Origin of the sequence: Dyadobacter endophyticus (genome assembly GCF_014641595.1) — a bacterium.
Classification (GTDB): domain Bacteria; phylum Bacteroidota; class Bacteroidia; order Cytophagales; family Spirosomataceae; genus Dyadobacter; species Dyadobacter endophyticus.
Genome location: NZ_BMIA01000001.1, coordinates 376,825 through 399,809 on the forward strand (window position 1 = coordinate 376,825; position 22,985 = coordinate 399,809).

Here is a 22,985-nt window from a genome sequence, read left to right on the forward strand (position 1 = left end):
CTCGATTCTTATTCGAGGTTCATTTAGATGTAGTAGTTAATTTTGGCCGAAGGATTCACTTCGGCCAATTTCTTTTAAGGCATTGACCCTGGCAGGCGATTACTTCTTTGCGAATTTGTCGATGCTGACCCTAATCTTCCTATCAGGCATCTCCTGGATTTCCATCAGGAATGTGATCTTACCAGCTATTCCTTCCACTTTAAGGGTTGCATGCCGCGGTTCAGCCGATGGGTCGTCAAATGAGGCATGGATCACCGTTAATCCCTCGGTGTAAGGTGTCTTCCAGTTGCAGGTATCGGAAGTGATGGTTCCTATCATCACCTGATCGACATTTCCTGGTTTAATAACGACTTTGGTTTTGCTTATTTCGATCGTGCTCGATTCGTCGACAGTTCTTTGCAAAACATCCGAGCCGTTCAGATATTCTGTTTTGGAAGCCGAGAGGATCACCTCTTCGCTGCATTGGGCGAAACTATGGAAATGTACAGCAAGCACCAGGACGGGCAATAGTAATAGATTTTTCATATTTCATGGCAGTTTTGATTTATGTAAATATATGCAATACCATGTACTATTCAATACAAAGTACATGGTATTGCATATGTTTTGAGTGTACGGCATCACCGGCCTGCAACCATTGAATTAACTCGCTGTTGTACAAACGAACCGGACCAGTTTCACTGCGCGACAGGTTTTTAACGCACGGTGTTTTCCAGGAGAATAACTGATGGCCCGTCGGAAAGCCATTTTTTCCCCAGACCAGTTGTATCGCCCTGCGGTATCAGATATACGAATGAGCCGAGCACCAGATCGATGTCCCCGTCCGCATCCATATCACCCGCGTCCATGACTATCCATCTTCCTTTGAAAGATTGGGGGAATGAATAATTCTCAAATTTTAACTTTCCTTTATTTTCCAGGTAAATAAAACTTTCATAACCGCTGAAATGGCGCCGGGCCTTTCATTTAAAATCCTTTTTTGGTAACTACCCCTTCCGCTGTTTTCAAACCAGGCCAATTGCCCGGTTTCATTGCCAAATTCGCAGGCAACAACGTCTTCATGCCCGTCTTTATTCAAATCCCCATAAGCGACAAACACGGGACGTCGCAAATTGGCAATGGCCGTCGCGCCGGGCTGGTAGCCCTGTGTTAAGCCTCTTCTGACCAACCGATGCACGGCACCATGGGCATTATCAGTGGGAAAAACACCGTTTCCTATCGTCGTCAAAAATAGCGTATCTGATTTTTCATAAAACCCGATTGGTGTAGCACCTAGCCAAAACCGGGGTTTCCGGGTAAATACCGGCAGCGTGAACCACTTCGCCACCGGTTTTGGGGTCAAACAAACTGTCGGGTCTGATACCTCTACTGTAAATACCCATTCGGTGACCCATAGCCGGAAGCACGTCCTGCCAGCTGCTTTTTGGTAATAGTTCAGGGGTAACCAATCCGTGGCAACGGCTGCAATGGGCGATCGCTAATTCTTTCCCCGAAAGATTGGAAGCAGGCAGACCTTTAAATTCTACTTTTTGATTTTGTTTTTTTGTATTGCAGCAGACCAACAGGGACATTACAAAGCAGAACAGGAGTGGTCGTCTCATACAAAAATCAGAATCGGGATGGCCAAAATTTCAACGAAAGATGAAGATAATATGCGCAGATTAATTTTGGCAGGGCGACCCTGAGCGGCCACAGACCAAATTGAATTGGCCGCCGAGGGTTGCTTGCCTTAGTTGTAACCCGGATTTTGTTTCAGTAATGGCGTACCGTTCACCACACTCATGTCGATCTGGTATTGAGGGATTGGGAAGTAGTTGTTTTTGCCTTCGAGGTATTTACCGCCGGCGAGATCGGTGGTAATCTTGGACTCGTAGCCGAAATAGGCATTAATTGCCGTACCGGCTTTTCCCCACCTGACCAAATCGAAGAAGCGGTGACCTTCCATTGCCAGTTCAATGCCGCGCTCGTAATAGATCGCATCTAGTAGGCCGTCTTTGCCTTTGGCGGCAAGCGTGCCGGTTGGGTAGGGTTTGATCACGTAGTTTGCTGCCGGAGTGGCTGAGAATCCGCCCAGCGGGTTGGAATCGTTAATATACTTGTACAACCAGCCGGCCTTATCCGCGGCGCGGTTTCTCACCTTGTTCACATACTCTTCGGCCTTTGCCAGACTCCCGCCATTTGCTTCGGCTTCGGCCGCCATCAGCAGTACGTCGGCGAAGCGGATCACCAGCACGTTGATCGCATTGCCGGGTGCCCAGGAGCTCAGGTCGGCGTAAAGGTCTTGTGTTTTCTGGCGGTGAATGTTCTTCTTAGGGGCATATGGCCCGCCGTAAGGCTGGTCTCGCACCCAGTTCATGCCCGGATAGATGCCCCAGTCGTGGTAAGGAATACCCCGGCGACCGACGGTCCAGTCCAGGCGTGGGTCAAGGCTGCCCGCATCGGGGGTGAATGCGGCGGCCGAGGTAAGACCCATATCGTTTTTAACGGCGTGACTGTTGAAATCCACGTAGGGCAATCCATTTGCATCGGTGCGGTACATATTCACCAGCATTTGAGTCGGTTGGAAAAATCCGCAGCAACTGAATGGCGCGCCAGTACCATAGGGGAAATTGAGCATTCCGCCCTGATTGGCATTGGTAATATCCAAAGTTCCGTCATTTGCGACCATCTGAATTGCAAAAACCGATTCTGCATTGTTTTTAGTGGCCGCGTCAAAGTTATCCTTAAAAGATACCAGCTCATACTTCAAGCCATTTGTGGTAACACCACTGGTGATCACCTCACCGAACACTTTTTGAGCGTCGGCGTATTTTTTCTGATACAGAAAAGTTTTTCCCAGGTAAGCGCCTGCTGCCCATTTGTTGGCCCTGCCGACAAGGGTTTGCGTGGCAGGGAGCTGTTCGTAAGCTGCTTTGAAGTCTGCTTCGATCATCGGCCAGATGTCCTTGTCATTGGGCTGGTTAAAATCCGTAGTCGTTTCGTCGATCCAAGGCACCATATTCCACATTTTTTTCAACTCAAAATAGTAGTGACCCCTCAGAAACCGCGCCTGAGCTTCGATATTGGCTTTGTTTTCAGCCGAAACGTCGGTCGCCAGCGCGAGTACTTTAAGGACGGTGTTTGAGCGGGAAACACCTTCGTACAATGCTTTCCATTTACTATTAAAAAAGCCATTGTCGGCGCCAGTAGCGAATGTTGCAATGGCGCTGATGGGCGTCTGGTCACCGCCGTCGCTGCCTTTGTGCGCATCCCCGCCGGGAATCGCGCCGTAAACCCAGTTGTCGGGTGGGGACTCCCAGCCGCTGCCGCCGGTGAAGTCGCCCTGGCCGTCGAGCGCGGCATAGGCGCCGGTGAGCAGGCCGTCGATACCTTTGGCATTGGCAAGCACATTATCGCCCAAGGCGCCTTGTACAGGTTTATCCAGGAAGTCATCCTGACAAGCCTGCAAAATTGTAAAACCGCCGATCCAGCAAAGAACGGCCATATATTTGATGAACTTCTTCATATCGCGTCGTTTTGAGATGGGTTAAAAAGTAAGGTTCAGGCCCACGGTGTACTGTCTGGATGACGGGTAGGAACCCTCGTCGATACCGAACACGGTCGGGTTGCCGCTGGCGTTCCGACTTACCTCCGGATCGAGTCCCGAATATCCGGTAAGGGTGAACAGGTTGGTCGCTTGCAGGTACAGGCGGAATTGCTGGATCCTCACTTTCTTCATCAGCGAAGCAGGGAAAGTATAGCCGATTTGCAGGTTCTTTGCGCGCAGGTAGGAGCCGTCTTCCACAAAATAGGAGTTGGGTACATTAATGGTGCTGAAAGAGCTGCTGTTTTCCTGGATCGGGGCTTTGGCATGGTGGTTTTCGGGTGTCCACGAGTCGTACAATGCGGTTTTACTTTTAGCACCGGAGCGCGAGGAGTTGAAATCGCTCCACCACAGGGTCTGGTTCCAGAGCTGGTTACCCTGAACACCGTAGAGGAACAGGCTGAAATCGAAGCTTTTGTAATTCAATGCCAGATTCAAACCGTAGCTAAAATCGGGGTTCGGGTTGCCGAGCACCTGGCGGTCGGCGGCCGTGATCTGGCCGTCGCCGTTGATGTTCTCGTAGCGGAAACGTCCTACCGAAGCGCCGTCCTGGAATACCGCATTGGGATCACCGGTTAGCCGTATGGCGTCGGCATTGGCCGTTGCAATCTCTTCCTGCGAATTCCAGAAGCCAATCACCTTGTAGCCGAAGAACTGGCCGATCGAATTGCCCACCTGGTTTCGAACGATAGATGCGCCGTCGAAGCCACGGCCTTCCAGATCAAAGTAGTTGGTGCTGTTGGTGACCTTCTTAATCTTGTTGTTATAGGTCGTCAGCGTCAGTGTCGCGTTCAATTTCAGGTCACGGGCAAGGTCGAATTTCGAATCGATTTGAAGGTCGATCCCCTTGTTTTTCATTTGTCCGATATTCACATAAGGTACCGAGCCGCCACCCGCTGTACCGATCAGCGCAGGGTTGAAAAGCAGATCTTTGATCTCTTTTACATAATAATCGGCGATTACGTCCAGCCTGCCCTTGAAGAAAGTCGCGTCGATACCGATGTTGGTGCTTACATTCTTTTCCCAAACAGCATTAGGGTTCCCGATCTGGCTTTTTTCGAAACCTTCCAAAGCGCCCGAACCGCTGGTGCCGCCCAAGTCATAGTAAGAGCTGCGGCGATTAGAGCTGTAAGTGGTAAATGCATTACCGGAAGTTACGTTGATCTGGTTACCCATGATGCCGTAGTTGGCACGTAGTTTCAGATCGTCGATCCAGCTGATGCCACGCATGAATTCCTCGCGCGAGATACGCCAGCCCGCGCTCACGGCCGGGAAGAAACCGTAACGCTCGTTGATGAACTTGGATGAGCCGTCCCTGCGGATGATCGCACCAAACAGGTATCTGTCATTATAGATGTAATCCAAACGGCCCAGCAGCGAGTACAATGCGTCGGCTGAGCGGCTACTGGAATTGGTGCGCGTGCCCGAGCCGGTGCCCAGGTTCATATAATTGGGGTCAAAGGAGAAATAACCCTGCGTGCTGCCGCCCAACTCGTAATACTTGCCACTGTAAGCCTCGGTGCCGGCCGCTACGGTCAGATCGTGGTTGCCCATGGTCTTGTGGAAAGTCAGCAAGTTGGTCCATGTCCAGTTGAAGCCCGAGTAGGAGCCTTCTGAATATGTGTTGGTGTTGCTGTTTTCCTTGTTTTCGTAGCTTGGGAAGGCAAACGAGCTCCATCTGCCGGAATAGTTCTCGCCGCCAAAGCTGGTACGGAATGTAAAGTATTTGAAAAGGTCGACCTCTGCAAAAACATTACCAAAAAGCCGGTTGTCCAGGCCTTTGTCGTAACGTGTGCGGTCGCGCATAGCCACAGGGTTGAAGGCGTCGCCCATACCCGAAGCACGACTGCCCGCGTAGTTGCCCATAATGTCGTGTACCGGCACGATCGGCTGCATACGGAAGGAGAATGCAATGGCTGAGCCGCCATCGGAAAGGCTGGTCTTGGGGTTGTCTGAAATCGAATAGGCCAGGTTTTCTCCGATCCGCACATGCTTGCCAACGTTGTACTGGCTGTTGGAGCGGAGCGTATAGCGTTTCAGGTAGGTGTTCGTTAGTGCACCCTGTTGGTTGAAATAATTCAACGAGAACAGATAATTACCCTGATCGCTGCCCCCACTGAGCGAAATATTATGGCTTGTAGAGGGTGCTGGTTTGAAAATCTCGTGAAACCAGTCAGTACCCTGTTTGTTGGCTTTTACGATCTGATTGAATGTATTGAAATCATCCACCGAAGTATAATTCGGGTTCACATAATACAGCGCCGGATTGGTGCCCGGGTCGCCTTCTTTGGCGCCGGCCGGTAAGATGTAATCCGGCAAAACCGGCGAAGTGCCATGACCGTATTGGTCATCGCCCACGGTCAGGCCGGAGTTCTTCTGTACTTGAAATTTGAGCTGAGCCTGTTCAAGCGGAGTGAGCGTGTTCCATACATTGCCTCCGGGAGGCGTTTGCACGCCAAACCACGCGCTGTAATTGACCTTGACCTTATCCTTGCCCTTTTTGGTAGTGATTATAATAACCCCATTTGCCGCCCGTGAACCGTAGATCGAGGCCGAACCTGCATCTTTCAACACCTGCATCGAAGCTATGTCGTTGGTGTTCAGGTCTGTGATCGAGGTTGTAGGTACCCCGTCGACGACATACAATGGTGAGTTGTTCCCAAATGTGTTCAGGCCTCGGATGCGGACCTGCGGGGTTTCACCAGGCTGCCCGGAGCTAAGGATCGTAACGCCCGAGGCACGCCCTTGCAGCTGGTTGGTAACCTGTCCGTCGGGAGTTTGCTTTAATTGCTCCACATCCACAACAGAGACTGCGCCGATAAGGTCCTTTTTGCGCTGCGCTCCGTAGCCGGTCACTACCAGCTCTGTCAAAGTGGAAACATCCGGTTTGAGGGAGACCTCCACGGTGCTGCGCGAGCCGACCATTACCTCCTGCGCGGTAAAACCGATAAAGCTGAATATCAGAATAGATTCGTCCCCGGGCACATCGATCGTGTAGTTACCCTCCACGTCGGTCATGGTCCCATCATTGGTGCCTTTCACGCGAATTGCCACAGATGGCAGCGCCTCGCCCTTCTCGTCGGTAACCTTACCTTTGACCGGTCGCGTCAGCGTTTGCGTTAACGGAGCAATTTCGCGTGTAATTTCCAGTTTTGGGCGTTCGGTAATGCCAATCATATTTCCCACCTGCCTGAATTCCAGGCCGGTTTGCTTCTCGATCATCTTCAATATGGCCGGCACAGGCTGGCCCAGGGCGTAAACAGTGACCTCGGGCGCTTTGCGCACCAGTTTCTCATCGAACGCAAAAGTGAGACCGGTTTGCTGTTCGATCTGCCTGAGGACCGTCTTTACCCGGCTCTGCCTCACATCCATGCTCACATGCTGGGCCTCCGTAGGTCCGGCCGTCAGCAGAGCGGTTGTCAGGACATTAATACCCAGTATTAGCGTAGAAATGCGCATACATTTTTTGAACAAGGGGATTCCCTTATGGTAATAATTCACCATATTTGTCTGATGTTTAATGGTTAAGCTGTTAAACCGCGTCCACCCGCCGTTCATGGTTCCAAGCATTGGCTGGCAGGGAACATCCGATACCGGGGACATTCGCAGTGTTCCCGGTATTCAACCGGACCAGCCTTCCTGGAAAGCCAGCCCGCATTTTGTGCTCCTATCTGATGACTATCGTGCTATCGTTTAGTTGTGAATAATTGAAATTCTTGGAAAAGCCCAGCACTTTCAGCACGTCATTCATCGGCTGATCGTTGAGGGTAAGCGATATCTTTTCGGTTGAAAGCTCCGGTTTTTCAATGATAATGTGCTGATCGTATTTTCTTTCCAATGCGTGCAGCACCTCTACCAACAGCTCATCCTCGAACACCATCCGGTTGTCCTTCCAGGGGGCAATGGCGGGTTTGCTGATCTCGTTTACCTGGATGTTCTGCGCTTTTTCGGCGACCACGGCCTGCTCGGCCGGAAGGAGCATCAAAGCGGGTTGCCCGGGTTTGTCGCGCACCTTTACGCCCACCTTGCCGGTTTTGACTGTCACTTTAATGTCCGGGTCGTTTTGGTAGGCTTTCACGTCAAATGAGGTGCCCAGTACCGTAATATCCAGCGTTTTGGCATGAACTATAAATGGCTTGGTGGTATCGCGCGAAATGTCAAAGAATGCCTGACCTTCGCGCAGGACAACTTCCCGTGTCTTACCTTTGAATGCGACGGGGTAGCTTAGAGAGGATCCTGCATTGAGCCAGATATGCGAGCCGTCGGGCAGGCTTACTTTCAATGTTTTTCCAAATGGTGCCTGCACCAGTCGGCTAAGCGCAGGGGCGGGTTTGCGCTCGTTGGCCCAGAGCAAAAACCCCACAATTACCACCGCGGCTGCGGCCGAAGACCATGCCGTGAGCCGCCGTACCCAACCGAAGGGTTTTGCCGGACGTTGCTGCTGACGGTTCCTTATGTTGGCCTGCATCCGCTCGCGTATTTCATCCGGCCCCTCGGGTTTGAGGGTGGCGATATTCTGAGGGCCTTCATCTTCGATGAGCTGATCGTACCACTCGTGCAATAGTTGTTTCTCCTCTTCCGAGGCAGTCCCTTCGAAGAATTTCCTGGCGAGCAGTCTGATGTATTCCTGTGTCATCGCAAAGCGGTTTTGCCCTTTGCAGAACATAGAGGGATGTAGTGGTGAAAACCCCTTAGTGTTAGGGTAAATATTTTTATCGGCCGTCGGTAGCCTATCGTCCGGCCCTTACAGCAACAGCGCTACCACATTGCTCAAACTCGCTCTGACGATCTTTAATGCCTTCGTCAGATGTGCTTCGGCGGTTTTTGGGGAGATATTCAGCTCTTCGCAGATATCGGGCAGAGAGCGGTCCTGCAATTTGTTGTACTGAAAAACCAGCCTGCATTTCTCGGGCAGGCGGTTGGTGAGGTTGGTAATGATTTCAAGCAGCAGACGGTTCTCGATTTCCTGGTCGATTGACACCGATGGGGCAGCTTCGTGCCGGATCGACTGCTCCATCTGTTGCGCCTGTTTGGATTTGGCAAGATACCGGTACACCTCGTAGCGCAGCATTGCGGCCAGATAAGGTCCCAGTGAATGTATTTCAAGCGTTTGGCGCTTCATCCAGAAAAGCATGAATGTATCCTGGGTAATCTCTTCTGCCACAGCTGCCGATTTGACCATCCGGTGGGCGGTGTAATAAAGCTTGTCCCAGTACCGGACGTAAATTTCATCGAACACCCGTTCCTCACCCTCTTTGAGTAACGCCGCGAGCTGTTCATCAGATAAAGAGGGGAGCAGATTTTTCATCGTAGGTTAGCGTCAAACCAATTGTCAGTAATCAAATATATATTAATGCATCCATAATATTGTTCGATGTTTCAAATAAACAGAATAAAAAGTATGGAAATTTGCGAATAGTCCTTGGTGTAGTTTTGAAATTGTAAAATTTCAATATTTTATTCTGTTGAATAACTGGTTTTAACACTCCTTATCAGAAGCAGTTGTCTCTGGAATGTGTTTGCGAATCGAAGTTCAGAAACTATTTTGCCTGAATGGCGTAAGCGGTTGCTTTCAACAGATACAAGTAAATAAAAAGGGCGCTTGTATTTATAAGACAAATCAATGCAATCAAAATGAGAAAGGTAGTTTTATTTGCGCACATCTCCCTGGATGGCTTTGCAGGAGATGTCAATGGCGGACTGGGTTTTTTGTCGTATGACCAGGAATTGCAAAAATATGCCGGGGAGCTGGTAAAAACAGTGGGCGCTCCGTTGTATGGCAGGACCACCTACCAACTGATGGAAGGTTATTGGCCTACCGTACTGGGCAACTCCGGTGCTGGTAAACATGAGCTGGAACATGCGCAATGGGTGCATGATATCCCCAAAGTGGTATTTTCAACTACGTTGGAAGGTGTGAGTTGGAATAACACTACATTGATCAAAGAGAATATTACCGAGGAGGTGAACAAACTCAAACAGCAACCGGGAAAAGATCTGGTGATATTCGGCAGTCCGGGCCTGGCCAAAAGTTTTATGAAGCTGGGGTTGATAGATGAGTATAAATTGACGCTGCATCCTATCATATTGGGCGGTGGTATTAGTCTGTTTGATACCAACATAACCACCAGTAACCTGAAATTGCTGGCATCCGAAACGCTCAACTCGGGCGTGGTTACCTTGCATTATGCAAACAGGTAAAGGCCGTCCTAAATCATTAGTGGTGCGCAACCATAATCTAACAGATAAAAATGCGATTATATGAGCTTACTTGAATGGTTGTTTGAATCTTTTAACCCCGGCCCTGTCGGTAAAATAGAGGTACATCAGCAAGATCCGGATGATAATGGCAGGCCGCCCAAAAAGTGGCTGATTTACGTCGTAACCCTAATAGGTTTGTTTTTTGCGGGCCTATGCTTTTACTTGATTTTTCACAACCGGCCCCATGATGACGTTGGTACTATCATAGTGAGGCTTTGCTATTTTTCGATATACGTGATGGCGAGTCATTTTTTTGATGCAACACCGGAACCTACAAATATGGGGTGGGTTAGTGGATTAATTGACAACCCGTTCCGTATATCAGAGGATTACAACCGACTGCTACTATTTTTCCAGGTTGTTTTGCTACCTGGAAAGCTAATTGCATTTAGCCTAATCATCGGTTGGCTGTTAAGCCGGCAACTTTTCAGAGCAATATCTAATTTTACAGCCACCTTTCGAGGCAGGTAATGAAAAGCACGGCTTTCAAATGCATCTGTCTCACCAGACGAGTGTAACGTTATGGTTCTTTGATCGGCTGCGGGAAGCAAAACCTTCCAAGAAATTTCGAGGTTGCCGACTTGGCGAATATTAGATAGCTTACAGATTTAGAGGCGGTCGTTGATTTACTTAGAGCAAGTACTTGGTCATCAGATGGTATACAATAGAAAATAGATCAACCGGGGTATTGATCGACTGTTTTGATAAAATTTTTAAAAATTGGTGACTTCATAATTTGTTGAAAATCATATGTAGGTTACATTTACGTGCTAAACGCATTAACACGTAGACCTCATCTATATCTTCGGAACGGTATGAAACACCTCTTCAAATCCTTGATTGCGAGCCCGCTATTGTTCCTGGCTACGGTTTGTGCGATTCAAGCACAAACGACATGCCCGGCAGACAGGTCAGCTTGTGCAAATGAAGCGCCTTTCACACTTTCGGGCGCCAGCCCCGCCGGCGGTACGTATAGCGGCCCGGGTGTTTCTGGTGGAATGTTTTCTCCTGCCGTTGCCGGAACAGGAGAAAAAACCATTACATACACCTACGACGACGGTGGTAATACCAGCACATGTACATTTGTTATTACCGTCAATCCTACGCCGGAAGCAAGGGAATTTTTAGGAATAATTCCCATATGTGTCAATGACAGCCCAGATCTTCCTGAACAGTACACCACATTGACATTTTTAACTACACCTGCCGAACCTATCTCCGTGTCATGGTCAGGGCCTGGTGTTACAGGAAATTCAGCGACAGGATACCTGTTCGATCCTGCGATGGCGGGTACCGGCCCCCAATATATCTACGCTACTGCCACATCGAGTCATGGATGCACCTCCGGTCCGTTTCCTGGTTTAATTGCTGTTGATGGCGCTCCTGCTGTTTCCTGTCCAAAGGATACGACAATCTCTGTCCTTGACAATGCTTTCACGCTAACCGGGGCGAAAAACCTTACTGTGACGGCGCTACCTCCTTCGTCAGCACTGCCCGATGCAGGAGGGATGTATACTGGGACAGGTGTGAATAGTGCGACTGGAATTTTTGACCCGTCGGTTGCAGGCGAAGGGGTGCATCCGGTCACATATACTGTAAATAACGGTTGTGGTCCCGCCGCCTCGTGTATCTTCAATGTCAAAACGACGACATTACCGGTCAGACTCCTGAGTTTTGTGTCAAAGAAAAAGGAAAACAAAATTCTTCTTAGCTGGAAAACATCGGAGGAAACCGGTTTTGACCGATTTGAAATTGAGAAAAGCAAAAATCCTAAGAACGGCTTCATACAAATCGGCTATATCGCGGGAAAGGGTACCACCCATGATTACAGCTTCGTGGATAACACCATGGTTGCACCAGGTAAGCCACTTTACTATCGCCTTAAAATGGTGGATCTGGATGGGACATATGCTTACAGCAAAATCGTCCGTGAGGCGGTGGATGGCACCAAAGCTATGAGCGTCTACCCGAATCCGGCTTCTGGCGAACTATCCGTTATTTCTCAGTCAGATTTGGTGGATATTCAGTTGATCAATTTGAAAGGTTTGACTGTTATCGCCCAAAAACCGGAGCAATCGAAAATCAACTTCCTGGATGTTAGACGCCTGCCAGTGGGTACGTATATTGTCCGCATGAAGGATATTTATGGTCAGATTTATCAGTCGAAAGTGGCAATACAGAGATAGCACAGCATACTCGGATTAAGCCAGGCTTTCAATTAACATTTTTTATGTTGTCGATGTAATATTCGGTTAGTTGCTTGCTGCCTGAAACTATAAAGCAAGCCATGAAAACCATTCACAGACAACTAGCCTCCTTGGCGATGTATATCGCGTTGGCGTCTACCCCGGCAGTATCTGCTCCTATTTTTGGCAACCAAGCGCTCGTCACCAGGGATACGGCCAGTAAATTAACAAAAAGCGATAGAGTGGTAAATCCAAAAAAGGCCACCATCATGGCAATCATACCAGGCCTGGGGCAGATCTACAATAGAGAGCTATGGAAAGCTCCAATCGTTTACGCGTCGCTGGGGGGAAGTATTTTTGCTTATCATCTAAATTCCATAAAGTACCACGATTTTTTAAAAGCATATTTATCATTTTATGATATGGGCACTGGAAATTTTGGACAAGGTATTGATCATGATACACCCAAGCCCGTCATTGTACGCAATACATTCAATACAAAGGCAACCCTAGCCTCGCTGACGGTAGACCAAATCGCCAGGAGAAAAAATGTGTGGCGTAGGTATAGAAATATTTCCGTTTTGGCAATCGGGATCATATACGGTCTCAGCATTATTGAAGCCAATGTGGCAGCTCATCTTAAAACATTTGACATCTCCGATGATATCTCCGTCCGTATTTCACCAAGCCCGTTGAAGTTCACATCCGCTACCTTCACACCAGGTGTTCAGGTTGTTTTCAACTTCAAATAGATTGCTGGCCAAGTAATTGTGGACAGGGTACAGTGCTTCCCATAGCGGCTGTATATATACGAACGAGGTGGAGCATGTACCCGGTGCACGGTCATATGACCTCCCCGACATCTGTCAAAGGCTCTTCATGGTACCGCCATCTACACGGATAATTCCGCCGCTGATGTAGTCAGCCAACGGGCTGGTCAGGTAAAGAACCGCTCCGGCAACCTCTTCGGGCCGGCCAAATCTTCCGGTGTCGTTGGGTATCAGGTCCATGACGGCCTTTCGTTTGATTTCTTCCAGTTCGGTGCCCCAGCCGAACTTCGGTGCGGCGTTGATGAGCCATTCCTCGACCATCGGGTTCATGATCGCCCCGGGTGATACCACGTTGCTGGTAATGCCGGTGCCCTGCAATTGCCTGGCAAGGGAAACGGACAGGTTGTGGCGTGCGGCCAACGTCGCATTGTAGTGGGGTTGTTCTTTGATCGGCTGGATGGCCAGGCCGCCGCCGATATTGATCACGCGCCCCCAGCCCAGCTCCTTCATTTGCGGGATGATGCGTCTGATCATGCGCACGTACGATACGACGTTGGCGTTGTAGACTTCCAGCCAATCCCCAGCCATTGCGTCCGACCAGTTTTTGTGGCTCACCACGCCGGCATTGTTGATGAGTATATCGATGGCCCCACCTTCCAGGGCGGCATCGGCAACAGCATCTGCCCCCGCGTCGGTGGCCAGATCGCCCAGCGCCACCACGGCCAGGCCGCCTGCATCCCGGATGGCACCGGCTACCTGTTCGGCGCGATCTGCATTGCGGCCGTGTACAATCACTTCCGCGCCTTCAGCGGCGAGCATGCGGGCGATCGCCTCGCCCAATCCTGAACTTGCGCCCGTCACCAGGGCGCGTTTTCCTTTCAGTTGTAAATCCATTTCAATTTTTGTTTTAGTAATTCAATAGTGTCCAACAGGATGAGCACTCAATAATTTCGGACACAAATTTCGCCGGTAGGCAGCATCTCCGTTTTGTCAGAAGGCCCAAATCGCTTTGTTCAAAAGTTCAACGTGCAGGCCTGAGGCGATGTATTCGCAAGAGTGGTGAAGGGGGCTCAAAAACGAGCGATATTGGTAATGGAAAAATTACCAGCAGTTATTTTTCAAATCAATTCATCTGCTTAAATTGACTCCATTATATATCGTCAGCAGCTACACATGAAACTTAGACTAACATTGGCATTACTTGCCCTTGCGATGGCTTCAAGGGCGCAGAGCGTTGTGGTTAATTCGGATGGGACGCATTCTGTTGTCATCAATAACGGCAGTACATCCGTGATCGTTAACCCGAATGGAACACATTCGACGGCTTTCAACAACGGCAGCACATCGACGATCATAAACCCTAATGGAACGCACGCAACTGCATTTCACAATGGTAGCACCTCAATTATCGTAAACTCTGACGGCACGCATGCTACTGCCTTTCACAATGGCAATACATCGATCATCGTAAATCCCAACGGGACGCATTCGACAGCTTTTCATAGCGGAAGCACTTCTGCTCAGTTCAAAACTGACTTGAACCGCAATAAAGAAGAAGAACCCGCGCCAGAGACGTCCTATGGCTATTTAAGTGCATGGGGAAGGGGTCCGGTTGTTCCGCAAGCCGCTTTTGTCGATCTGACTCAATGGAAATCCGGCCCTGTTATTTGGGTTTTTGTAAAAAAACATAAGCGGAAACGGGACCGATAAGGATTGCCTGACAGGCTTGGCGCAGTAGCGCTCGACGGTTAGGGACAAATTAAATATGCGCCCGGGATGGTCCGTTTCAGGAGCCGTATTGCGATAGCTGCCAGATCCCCGAATTTTCAACAGCCCCCATTTTTGGGCATTGCGTAAATCACGTTCCCTGAAACAGATAAATCGAAGACTTTACTTTCAATAGAGGGAAGCAAGAGTGTCCATGTTTTCCCCTTATCTGATGATCTGAAAATACCGGTCGGATGACCACACAAGAAGTACTCACCAAATTGTATTATCGAAGCAATAGATAGGCTTGCCGGCAGGCCGCCATCGATGGGCTGCCAGATTTTACCGCCATCGTAGGAGACCCGCACTCTTCTGGTTTCAGACGCTGTATTGTAAGTGATCGCAGCGAATCCGCCTTTGATCCGTTCTATGGCGATGCCAATACCGCCTTCATTGATCACATTATCCCAGTTTTCTCCATCATCGGCCGACCGTAATATACCGCTTTGGCTGGTTGCCATCAGTACGCCGTCTGCCGCCACCAATTTCATTACCCGGCCGCCGGTATATACCTGCCTCCAAATTTTCCCACCGTCGGTGGATTTAAAAAGCCCGCTGTCACAACCGATGAAAACTGTGCTTCCGTTCTCGAAAACGGTGCGCGCCTGTCTTGTTGGGAAATTCGTCAACATAGGCAACCATAGGCTTGTTCCGTTTATTCTTTGCAAGAATTGGCCGCCGTAATTATATGCAAATATCGCTGTGCTGCCAGGAACAATACTACTGGGTTGGTCGGGGTAAATCTCTTTTCTCCAAAAAGGTGCTTGTGAATTGGGTTTATTGTGATAAATCCCATTTCCTGCACGTATATAGAGCTCACTATCTTTTTCAATGAAACTGTCTGCCTGCAAATTTTCAGGCAGCCCCTCGCTAATGTCCTGCCATGTCTGTCCACCATCCGTAGATTTTAAAATGATGTTTGCAGCTGTTGGCCTCTTAAAGCTCTTGTTTTTTTGTTGACTTTTTATGCGAGGGGATGCCTTTGGGGACTCTAACGACTGATCAAAGACGAGTGAGAATTGAAAAAGGAGCAAAAAAACGAATTTGGAGATAGTCATGACCATAATTGATTTAGTGAACCAAGAATGTAAAGGTAGCTGGCAGGAAATATCGGGAAGCTTTCAAAAGTAAAATGTTGTTAATGAAATGTAAAATGTTTACAAAACAACCCAAAGCTTGCGGCGGCCGGCAAAAAGGAACTCACAAGCTCATTAAATGTTTCTACTGAGAAGATCCGTTTAGTTACTTAATCGATATGGCAAACAAACTTGTTCAGCATATACCACTTTCCATTCTTGACCTTGCACCGATCACTGAGGGTAATAATGCAGTCGTCACATTTAGGAATAGTCTCCGGCTCGCGCAGCGCGCCGAAGAACTTGGTTATCGAAGGTACTGGCTTGCCGAACACCACAATATGGAAAGCGTCGCCAGCTCAGCTACGTCCGTACTGATTGGCTACATTGCCGGCGGCACCAATACCATCCGTGTGGGCAGCGGCGGGATTATGCTGCCCAATCACGCGCCGCTGGTAGTTGCCGAACAATTCGGCACGCTTGCCTCACTTTACCCGGGACGTATCGACCTGGGGCTTGGGCGTGCCCCTGGGACCGATCAGGTTACTGCCCGAGCGCTTAGGCGTAACCATATGGAATCCGCCCAGGATTTTCCAGATGATGTGACTGCATTGCAAACCTATTTTTCGGCAGACAACAGCAGCTCCAAGGTGCGGGCTATTCCCGGCGAAGGGCTGGACATCCCGATCTGGATACTGGGTTCGAGTACTGACAGTGCCCGACTTGCTGCCCATATGGGATTACCTTATGCATTTGCGAGCCACTTTGCACCTACACATTTCCTGAATGCGATAGCACTTTACCGGCAAAATTTCAGGCCGTCGCAACACCTTGCCCGCCCGTATGTAATGGCCTGTGTAAATGTGATTGCCGCCGATACGAACGAGGAAGCCGAGTGGCTTGCGACCTCTTTTTTTCAATTGGCTACCGGAATCATTACCGGCAGGCGGCGGGCATTACAACCACCTGTGGAGAGTATGGAAGGACTTTGGGGAGAATATGAGGAGGAGGCAGTAAGACAAATGATGAAGTTTACATTTATCGGCGACAGGAAGACAGTAGGCAGCGGGCTGGCCGATTTTCAACAACGCACGCAGCTGGATGAGTTGATGGTCACCAGCCACATCTACGATCCTCAGGCCCGTATCCACAGCTACGAGGTGTTGAAAAGTATTCAGGATGAAAGTTTTTTCAGCAGCTAACCCTGGCAGGGTTGCATTCTTACGAAACTTCGTGGACCAGGACGGGTTTTAGTAACAGTTTTGGTAAATTTTTGCAAAATATCAAGTTCTAATATGGGGATTTTTCTTTTTGCTTGTCTGTAAGAGGTGTTTTACGAGTTACATCTTACGAAAAGCAACATTTATGAAAAGATCAATCCGAATGGTGGCCCTGTTGATTGCATTGACAGGCGCCTTACATTTTTTCGCCAGCGCACAGACTTACAACTGGCGGCCCGTGAAAATGGGCGGAGGCGGCAACGTTACAAGCATTAAAGCGCATCCAAAAGTCCCTAACCTTTTTTTCATTACCACCGATGTAGGTACGCCCTATCGGTGGAACCACGCAGCCCAGAAATGGGAAGACCTGATGTGGTACGACAAAATTCCCACTACCTACTGGAACTGGGAAGCCGCGGCCAAATGCGGCGACCTCGCATTTGACCCAAGTGATGCGACCGGAAATATCTTGTACGCGACCCACCAGACAGGTAAGGGCACCGTTCCAGGCGGTGGAACTTCCCCGGGAACGGTGCTGAAATCGACCGACAGGGGCGCTACCTGGACAGACTGCCAGCTCCCGATACAGGTGCTACCCAACAGCGATCAGACTTATTCGGACCGGCTGGCGGTGGATCCCAACAATAGCAATGTCGTGTATATCACCACCCGCGCAAATGGAACCTATAAAAGTACCGCCGCGGGCGCGGTTGGCTCGTGGACGAAGGTAAATACGACATTGCCGGATAACTTGCCGGGGCGTTTTATCTTTTTCGACAAAAGCGGTGGGGTAGTGAACGGCGTCACCCGCAATATCTTTCTGGGCAGCCGCGATGGCGTGTACCGGAGCACCGACGGCGGAAATACGTTTGCATTGATGGCTGGCAGCCCCACTGAGCCACGTCGCGCGAGCATTAGTAATGACGGTACCTTTTTCGTGACGAGGTTGCCGCAAAATGCGAACCGCCCGTTGGGAGGAATGACGCTAAACAAATGGAATGGCAGCAGCTGGGTCGACATTACCCCGGTTACCGGCAAGGAATTCAGTGGTGTGGGTGTGAATCCTGCCAACAGCAACGAGATCATAGTTACAACGACCGGTTCATGGAACCACGATATCGCTTACCGCAGCACGACGGGCGGAAGTGGCGGGAGCTGGACGGCGCTGGTGCCCGCTACCCGGGATGTAACCGAGGCCCCGCATTCAAGTGGAAGCGGTGCCGACGGAAATATTGGTCACAATATCAATGGCTTTGTGTGGGACCCATTCAATGCAGGCCAGGTCTGGTTTTCGGATATGCTCGATGTAGGCCAGACGACGAATGTGTGGGCGAGCAGGGTTACCTGGAAATTGCGTAATAACGGCCTGGAAGAAATAGTCGTAGCCGGTCCGTTGGTTTGCCCGCCTTCCGGCTCCAATTTTCTGGTATCGACCACCGGTGATGTCGGTGGTTTTGACCATAAATCGCTGGATTTGCCACCGGCGAAAGGAATATCCAGTTTTTTTGCAACCAATACGGGTACCAACACATCCGGCGGCGCAATCCAATACTCAAATCCTGACTTTATCGCCAGGGTAGGCAGCGATGGCTGGAATGGTACAGGGATAGGCGGCTATTCCACCAATGGCGGAGCTTCCTATACTAAATTCGCCTCACTGCCCGGAACAAGGGGCAGGATTGCCGTTTCGGCAACGAGCACCAAAATGGTTTGGGTGACCCAAGGCGGCCTTACCTATCAGTCCTCCAACCTGGGGGTAAACTGGACGGCTTGTAACGGGGTGCCCAATGCAGTTTTAAAACCGGGCAGTATTTACGAGATCTGGGCGGGAATGAACCCGCTGGCTGCCGACAAGGTGAACGGCAACAAGTTTTATATCTATGCTGCGGGCAAGATGTATGTGAGTACGGACGGCGGTGTGAACTTTGCGGCAACTGCTGCTACGAACCTGCCTAATGTGGGCAATGTGGCGCAAATGAATGTGGAAACAACCCCGGGCAAGGAAGGAGATTTGTGGATCGCATTCTCGGGCGACGGGCTTTTTCACTCTACGGATGGTGGCCAGAGTTTTACCAAAGTAAACCCCACAGTAATTACCAAACCCAAATGGGTAGCTGTCGGGAAGGCGGATACGACGGCTGCTTCCAATCCGGTAATCTACGTGAGCTCGGAAGGCACTGCCATCAACGGTGTCTCCTACGGTGTGTTCCGTTCCGATGATAATGGGGCCAGCTGGACGACGATTGCCAACCCGGTTCCGGGGATCGTGAGCAATATGGCTGCCGACTTGCACGGCAGGGTATATCTGGGCATCGGCGGAAACGGAATTTTTGTAGGTGAGCCATCGGGCGGGCCAGTAGTTTCGGTGGCAGTAACACCCGCTGCGGATTCTGTGATAGTGGGTTTTACCAAACAACTGAAAGCTGCGCTCACACCCACTTACCCGACCAACAATGCCGTGAGCTGGACATCCTCCGACGCGGGCATTGCTGCCGTTAACGCAAGCGGATTGGTTACCGGCGTGGCTGCTGGTGTAGCCACCATTACCGTCACCACGCAGGATGGTGGGAAAACAGCCCAGAGCAGTATCAAGGTCACGCCCGTCATTGGTGTGACGGGAGTAGTGCTTGACCCTGCGATCACAATAGGATTAGGTACGAGCAGAAATCTGACCGCAACGGTGGCCCCCGCCAATGCAACCAACAAGAAAGTAAGCTGGGCTTCATCAGACACAACCGTTGCCCGGATCAACCCCAGCGGACTGGTTACAGGCTTAAAGCTGGGCACAACGACCATTACCGTTACCACAGATGACGGCGCAAAAACAGCGACATCCCTGTTGACAGTTGGAACCGTTGTTATTGCCAACAACTGCGGCGGCCCTACCATCGGCAATTTTATCGCAGATACACCGCAATCCGCATCTATGTGGACTTCTACTGTTACGACAGCGATAGATCTGAGCGGAGTAGTAAACCCTGCGCCTGCTGATGCCTACAAAACCCAGCGTAACGCCGGACAGCCGCTGATCTACCAATATGATAACCTGATCCCGAATGCATTGTATGTGGTAAGACTGCATTTTGCAGAAATCTCAACGACTATTACAGCAGGAAAAAGGAAATTTCATATGACGGTCGGCGCGGACACACTGCTTAAAAACTTTGACATTTTCACGGAAGCTGGCGGCAGAAATAAAGCCATCGTTCGGGAGTTTGCCATCAGATCAACTACTGCTGGCCAGATCCGGATGGTGTTCCGGCCTATTGCAAATTTAAACTATCCCGCCATCAACGCGATAGAAGTAGGATTGACGCCATTGACCTCAGTGGCCGTAAACCCGGCCACGGCTTCGGTAGGTGTGGGGGATACCACCAGGTTATCAGCCGTGATACTGCCGGCCAATGCGACAAACCGCAAAGTTACCTGGACCTCGTCGAACACATCCGTTGTGGGGGTTGATGCAAACGGTCTTTTGCGGGGAATCTCGCCGGGCAATGCTACCGTCACCGCCACCACCGACGAAGGCGGCAAAACAGCCTCGTCGACGATTACAGCCTATAACATTGACGTAACCGGCGTAACGCTGCCCTCTACCGCTTCGGTCGGGGTCAACAATTCCACTACACTTGCCGCAACCATTCAGCCAGCCAACGCCAGCAATAAGGTACTGGCCTGGTCGAGCTCCGACGCGGGCATTGTTTCAGTAGATCAAAACGGTGTACTCACAGGTATTGCGCCCGGCACGGCGACTGTGACAGTTACCACACAAGACGGCGGCAAAACAGCAAGCAGCGTCGTTACCGCTTCCAATGTGCTGATTACCGCTGTTACATTAAACAAACCAGCCGCCACCGTTGGCGTGGGCGACACGACAACCATTAAGGCGACGATCGCTCCCCTAAATGCGAGCAACAAAACGGTTGTCTGGACGTCTTCGAACCCTGCGATTGCGACGGTGAACACAGCCGGCATCGTAACGGCGGTGGGAGTCGGCACGGCCAGCATTAACGCGACTGCACAGGATGCAGGCGGCGTTTCCTCCGCCTCGGCCCTTACGGTGGTGAGCGCAGGATCTTGCGGGGTGCTTACCAACAATGGTTTTGAAAGCGGTTTTGTAAACTGGATCAGAAACCCGAACAACGGAGTGGCAACGATAGGCACATCCACCCAGAGCGGATTGAAAGCGGCCGTTATCACAGCAGACCAGGGCGCTATTAATTATGGAAAAACCATTACGGTTACGGCAGGCTCGGAAATCACTTTCGATGTTTGGGCCAAAGTGGAAGGTACGCCGAATCCCGGTAACCCTGCCCAACTGATCATGCCGTGGTGGGCTGGTGTTGGGATTGATTTCTATGATGCGCAAGGTGCTAAAATTACCACCGCCTCCACGCAGTTTCAGATCTATCCTTCGCCTACGGCCACGGTTTATACCAAATATACTGTCACCAAACTCGCCCCTGCCAATGCCGCTACCATCGGTTTCTGGGCTTCCAAAGCCGGCCCGACCGGTAATCTTTTGCTGGACGATTTCTGCCTGGCCATCACGCCTCCTGCATTGATCGGCCAAACCGTTTCGCTGGACAGCTTGCCGACCAAGACATTCGGTGATGCTGATTTCGACCCGGGTGCGGTGGCAAGCTCCGGTTTGCCGGTGAGCTATGCAAGCTCGGATACGACCGTGGCCGTTGTCTCGAACGGAAAAGTGCGGGTTGTTGCACCGGGAAGCGCCGTTATTACGGCCTCGCAAAGTGGTAATGCCACATACAGCCCGGCCCAGCCTTCAAGCCGAACGCTGGTGGTTTCATCGGGCTTGAAAGTGCTTTACAAGGATGGTGACAACGGGCAGGTGAATAATAACAACATCAAACCTTACCTGACCATTGCCAACGAAAGCCCCGCTGCCATTCCTTACAGCGAGCTAACTGCGCGTTACTGGGTTACCGCCGAAAATTACGCGGGCATCAGCAAATGGATCGACTATGCCGAAATCGGGAATGGTAAGGTTTCCATGGCTTATGTAGCGCTTGATAAGCCACGCCAGGGCGCATTGGGGTATGTCGAATATACATTCAACGCATCTGCGGGTAACCTGAATGCGGGTGCGAACTCGGGAGCGATACAGTCGAGGTTTGCCAATGCGAATTGGGAGAACCTTGCTGAGGCCGATGACTATTCGTTCAAAAGTAGTTCTGAATATGTGGTGAACAACCATATTACATTGTACCGCAACGGTAAGCTGTGGTGGGGCATTGAGCCCGACACGGCTGCGGTGGTGCAGAGTTTGAAGGTTTTTTCCGAAAACAAAAACACCAGCGCTTCACCGACCTCGCTGAGCACGTGGATCAAAGTGGAAAACGCCGGCAATGTGCCGGTGGACTATTTGGATCTTTCTGTTCGCTATTGGTTTACGTCCGAGGGCACCGCGAGCCTGAACTACTGGGTCGACTTTGCCAAGCTCGGCGCCGGAAATATCTCCGGCCAGTTCACAGGCAACCAGCAGAGAGCCAATGCCAACACCTATTTCGAGCTGAAAGGGGCGCCTTCACTTGGAAAACTGTACCCGCTCAGCAGCACCGGCAACATTCAGTACCGGATCGCGAAATCGGATTGGTCTGCATTTGATGAAACCAATGACTATTCCTTCAAAGCAGCGGCGCCATCTGTGGAAAACAACAAGATAACCGTGTATTACAAAGGGCAGCTCGTGTATGGCCAGGAACCGGCAGCTCAGGCAAATGGCCGGTTTGGTGTAATCGAAAATGAAATAGCACCAGCCAAACTGACCGCGACGCTGATGGGAAATCCAATAAGCAGCGATGAGGCCGAGGTTGTCATAACCGGCGCCAATGCGTTGCCGCTTCAAGTGACGGTTACCGACGTGAATGGCCGTTCTTTGTTTAGCAAATCAATCCCAAAACCAGCCGACCAGGAGCGACATACATTGCCGCTCGGCAAAACCGCAGGGCTTTACCTGATTAAGGTAGGCTCAGCGCGGGAAGGCGTTGTATTGAAGGTTGTGAAGCGCTAGTAGCTTAGTCTCAGTTCGTAATTAATAGTTTCCGTCCGGATCAGCCCAGGTTGATCCGGACTTTTTATGGCGGTTGATTTAATCCGGA

The 22,985-nt window shown here is 50.5% G+C and carries 17 protein-coding genes; 7 read left to right on the forward strand and 10 right to left on the reverse strand.

Annotation, left to right across the window (positions count from 1 at the left end):
* Window positions 1-99 precede the first annotated feature (99 nt).
* The 8 genes from IEY24_RS01610 to IEY24_RS01645 all read right to left on the reverse strand — a co-directional run bounded on the left by IEY24_RS01610 (window position 100) and on the right by IEY24_RS01645 (window position 8,891).
* A complete protein-coding gene (locus tag IEY24_RS01610) occupies window positions 100-525 on the reverse strand; it encodes a hypothetical protein (protein ID WP_188928019.1) in 426 nt (141 codons plus the stop codon).
* A 170-nt stretch (window positions 526-695) separates the two neighbouring features.
* Entirely contained in the window at window positions 696-848 is a 153-nt protein-coding gene (locus tag IEY24_RS01615) for a hypothetical protein (protein ID WP_188928021.1), read from the reverse strand.
* A 50-nt stretch (window positions 849-898) separates the two neighbouring features.
* Window positions 899-1,342: a hypothetical protein gene (locus IEY24_RS01620; RefSeq protein WP_188932349.1), complete on the reverse strand. Its 444-nt coding sequence runs from the start codon at window positions 1,340-1,342 to the stop codon at window positions 899-901.
* Window positions 1,248-1,601, reverse strand: a complete 354-nt coding sequence (locus tag IEY24_RS33050) for a hypothetical protein (protein WP_188928023.1) — start codon at window positions 1,599-1,601, stop codon at window positions 1,248-1,250. The genes IEY24_RS01620 and IEY24_RS33050 overlap by 95 nt, the downstream gene beginning before the upstream one ends.
* Window positions 1,602-1,729: 128 nt before the next feature.
* Window positions 1,730-3,505 (reverse strand): RagB/SusD family nutrient uptake outer membrane protein, encoded by a 1,776-nt coding sequence (locus tag IEY24_RS01630; RefSeq protein ID WP_188928025.1) that lies wholly within the window; start codon window positions 3,503-3,505, stop codon window positions 1,730-1,732.
* Between the two features lie 21 nt (window positions 3,506-3,526).
* The gene (locus IEY24_RS01635) at window positions 3,527-7,042 is read right to left on the reverse strand and encodes a SusC/RagA family TonB-linked outer membrane protein (RefSeq protein ID WP_188928027.1); all 3,516 of its coding nucleotides are present in this window, start codon (window positions 7,040-7,042) and stop codon (window positions 3,527-3,529) included.
* Window positions 7,043-7,250: 208 nt separating this feature from the next.
* Window positions 7,251-8,219, reverse strand: a complete 969-nt coding sequence (locus IEY24_RS01640; protein ID WP_188928029.1) for a FecR family protein — start codon at window positions 8,217-8,219, stop codon at window positions 7,251-7,253.
* Window positions 8,220-8,327: 108 nt separating this feature from the next.
* Entirely contained in the window at window positions 8,328-8,891 is a 564-nt protein-coding gene (locus IEY24_RS01645) for an RNA polymerase sigma factor (protein ID WP_188928031.1), read from the reverse strand.
* A gap of 326 nt (window positions 8,892-9,217) precedes the next feature.
* On the opposite strand from IEY24_RS01645, the gene IEY24_RS01650 reads away from it, so the two are divergent.
* From IEY24_RS01650 to IEY24_RS01665, 4 genes are all read left to right on the forward strand, one after another.
* Window positions 9,218-9,784 carry a dihydrofolate reductase family protein gene (locus IEY24_RS01650; protein ID WP_188928033.1) on the forward strand — a complete coding sequence of 189 codons (567 nt, stop codon included), beginning with the start codon at window positions 9,218-9,220 and terminating at the stop codon, window positions 9,782-9,784.
* Between the two features lie 60 nt (window positions 9,785-9,844).
* A complete protein-coding gene (locus tag IEY24_RS01655) occupies window positions 9,845-10,315 on the forward strand; it encodes a hypothetical protein (RefSeq protein ID WP_188928034.1) in 471 nt (156 codons plus the stop codon).
* A 344-nt stretch (window positions 10,316-10,659) separates the two neighbouring features.
* Window positions 10,660-12,030 (forward strand): T9SS type A sorting domain-containing protein, encoded by a 1,371-nt coding sequence (locus IEY24_RS01660; RefSeq protein WP_188928036.1) that lies wholly within the window; start codon window positions 10,660-10,662, stop codon window positions 12,028-12,030.
* A gap of 101 nt (window positions 12,031-12,131) precedes the next feature.
* Complete coding sequence (locus IEY24_RS01665; protein ID WP_188928038.1) at window positions 12,132-12,782, forward strand: DUF5683 domain-containing protein; 651 nt, start codon at window positions 12,132-12,134, stop codon at window positions 12,780-12,782.
* Window positions 12,783-12,896: 114 nt separating this feature from the next.
* Here IEY24_RS01665 and IEY24_RS01670 read toward each other — a convergent pair whose 3' ends face one another.
* Window positions 12,897-13,661, reverse strand: coding sequence for an SDR family NAD(P)-dependent oxidoreductase (locus IEY24_RS01670; RefSeq protein ID WP_229221161.1), 765 nt, complete (start codon window positions 13,659-13,661; stop codon window positions 12,897-12,899).
* 312 nt (window positions 13,662-13,973) lie between these two features.
* On the opposite strand from IEY24_RS01670, the gene IEY24_RS01675 reads away from it, so the two are divergent.
* Window positions 13,974-14,510 carry a hypothetical protein gene (locus IEY24_RS01675; RefSeq protein ID WP_188928042.1) on the forward strand — a complete coding sequence of 179 codons (537 nt, stop codon included), beginning with the start codon at window positions 13,974-13,976 and terminating at the stop codon, window positions 14,508-14,510.
* Between the two features lie 116 nt (window positions 14,511-14,626).
* Here the strand turns inward: IEY24_RS01675 and IEY24_RS01680 are convergent, their stop codons facing one another.
* A complete protein-coding gene (locus IEY24_RS01680; RefSeq protein WP_188928044.1) occupies window positions 14,627-15,625 on the reverse strand; it encodes a WD40/YVTN/BNR-like repeat-containing protein in 999 nt (332 codons plus the stop codon).
* 197 nt (window positions 15,626-15,822) lie between these two features.
* Here IEY24_RS01680 and IEY24_RS01685 point away from each other — a divergent pair, with 197 nt between their 5' ends.
* Both IEY24_RS01685 and IEY24_RS01690 read left to right on the forward strand, forming a co-directional pair.
* A complete protein-coding gene (locus IEY24_RS01685; RefSeq protein WP_188928046.1) occupies window positions 15,823-16,845 on the forward strand; it encodes an LLM class flavin-dependent oxidoreductase in 1,023 nt (340 codons plus the stop codon).
* Window positions 16,846-17,008: 163 nt separating this feature from the next.
* Window positions 17,009-22,897 (forward strand): Ig-like domain-containing protein, encoded by a 5,889-nt coding sequence (locus IEY24_RS01690; RefSeq protein ID WP_188928048.1) that lies wholly within the window; start codon window positions 17,009-17,011, stop codon window positions 22,895-22,897.
* Window positions 22,898-22,985: the final 88 nt, after the last annotated feature.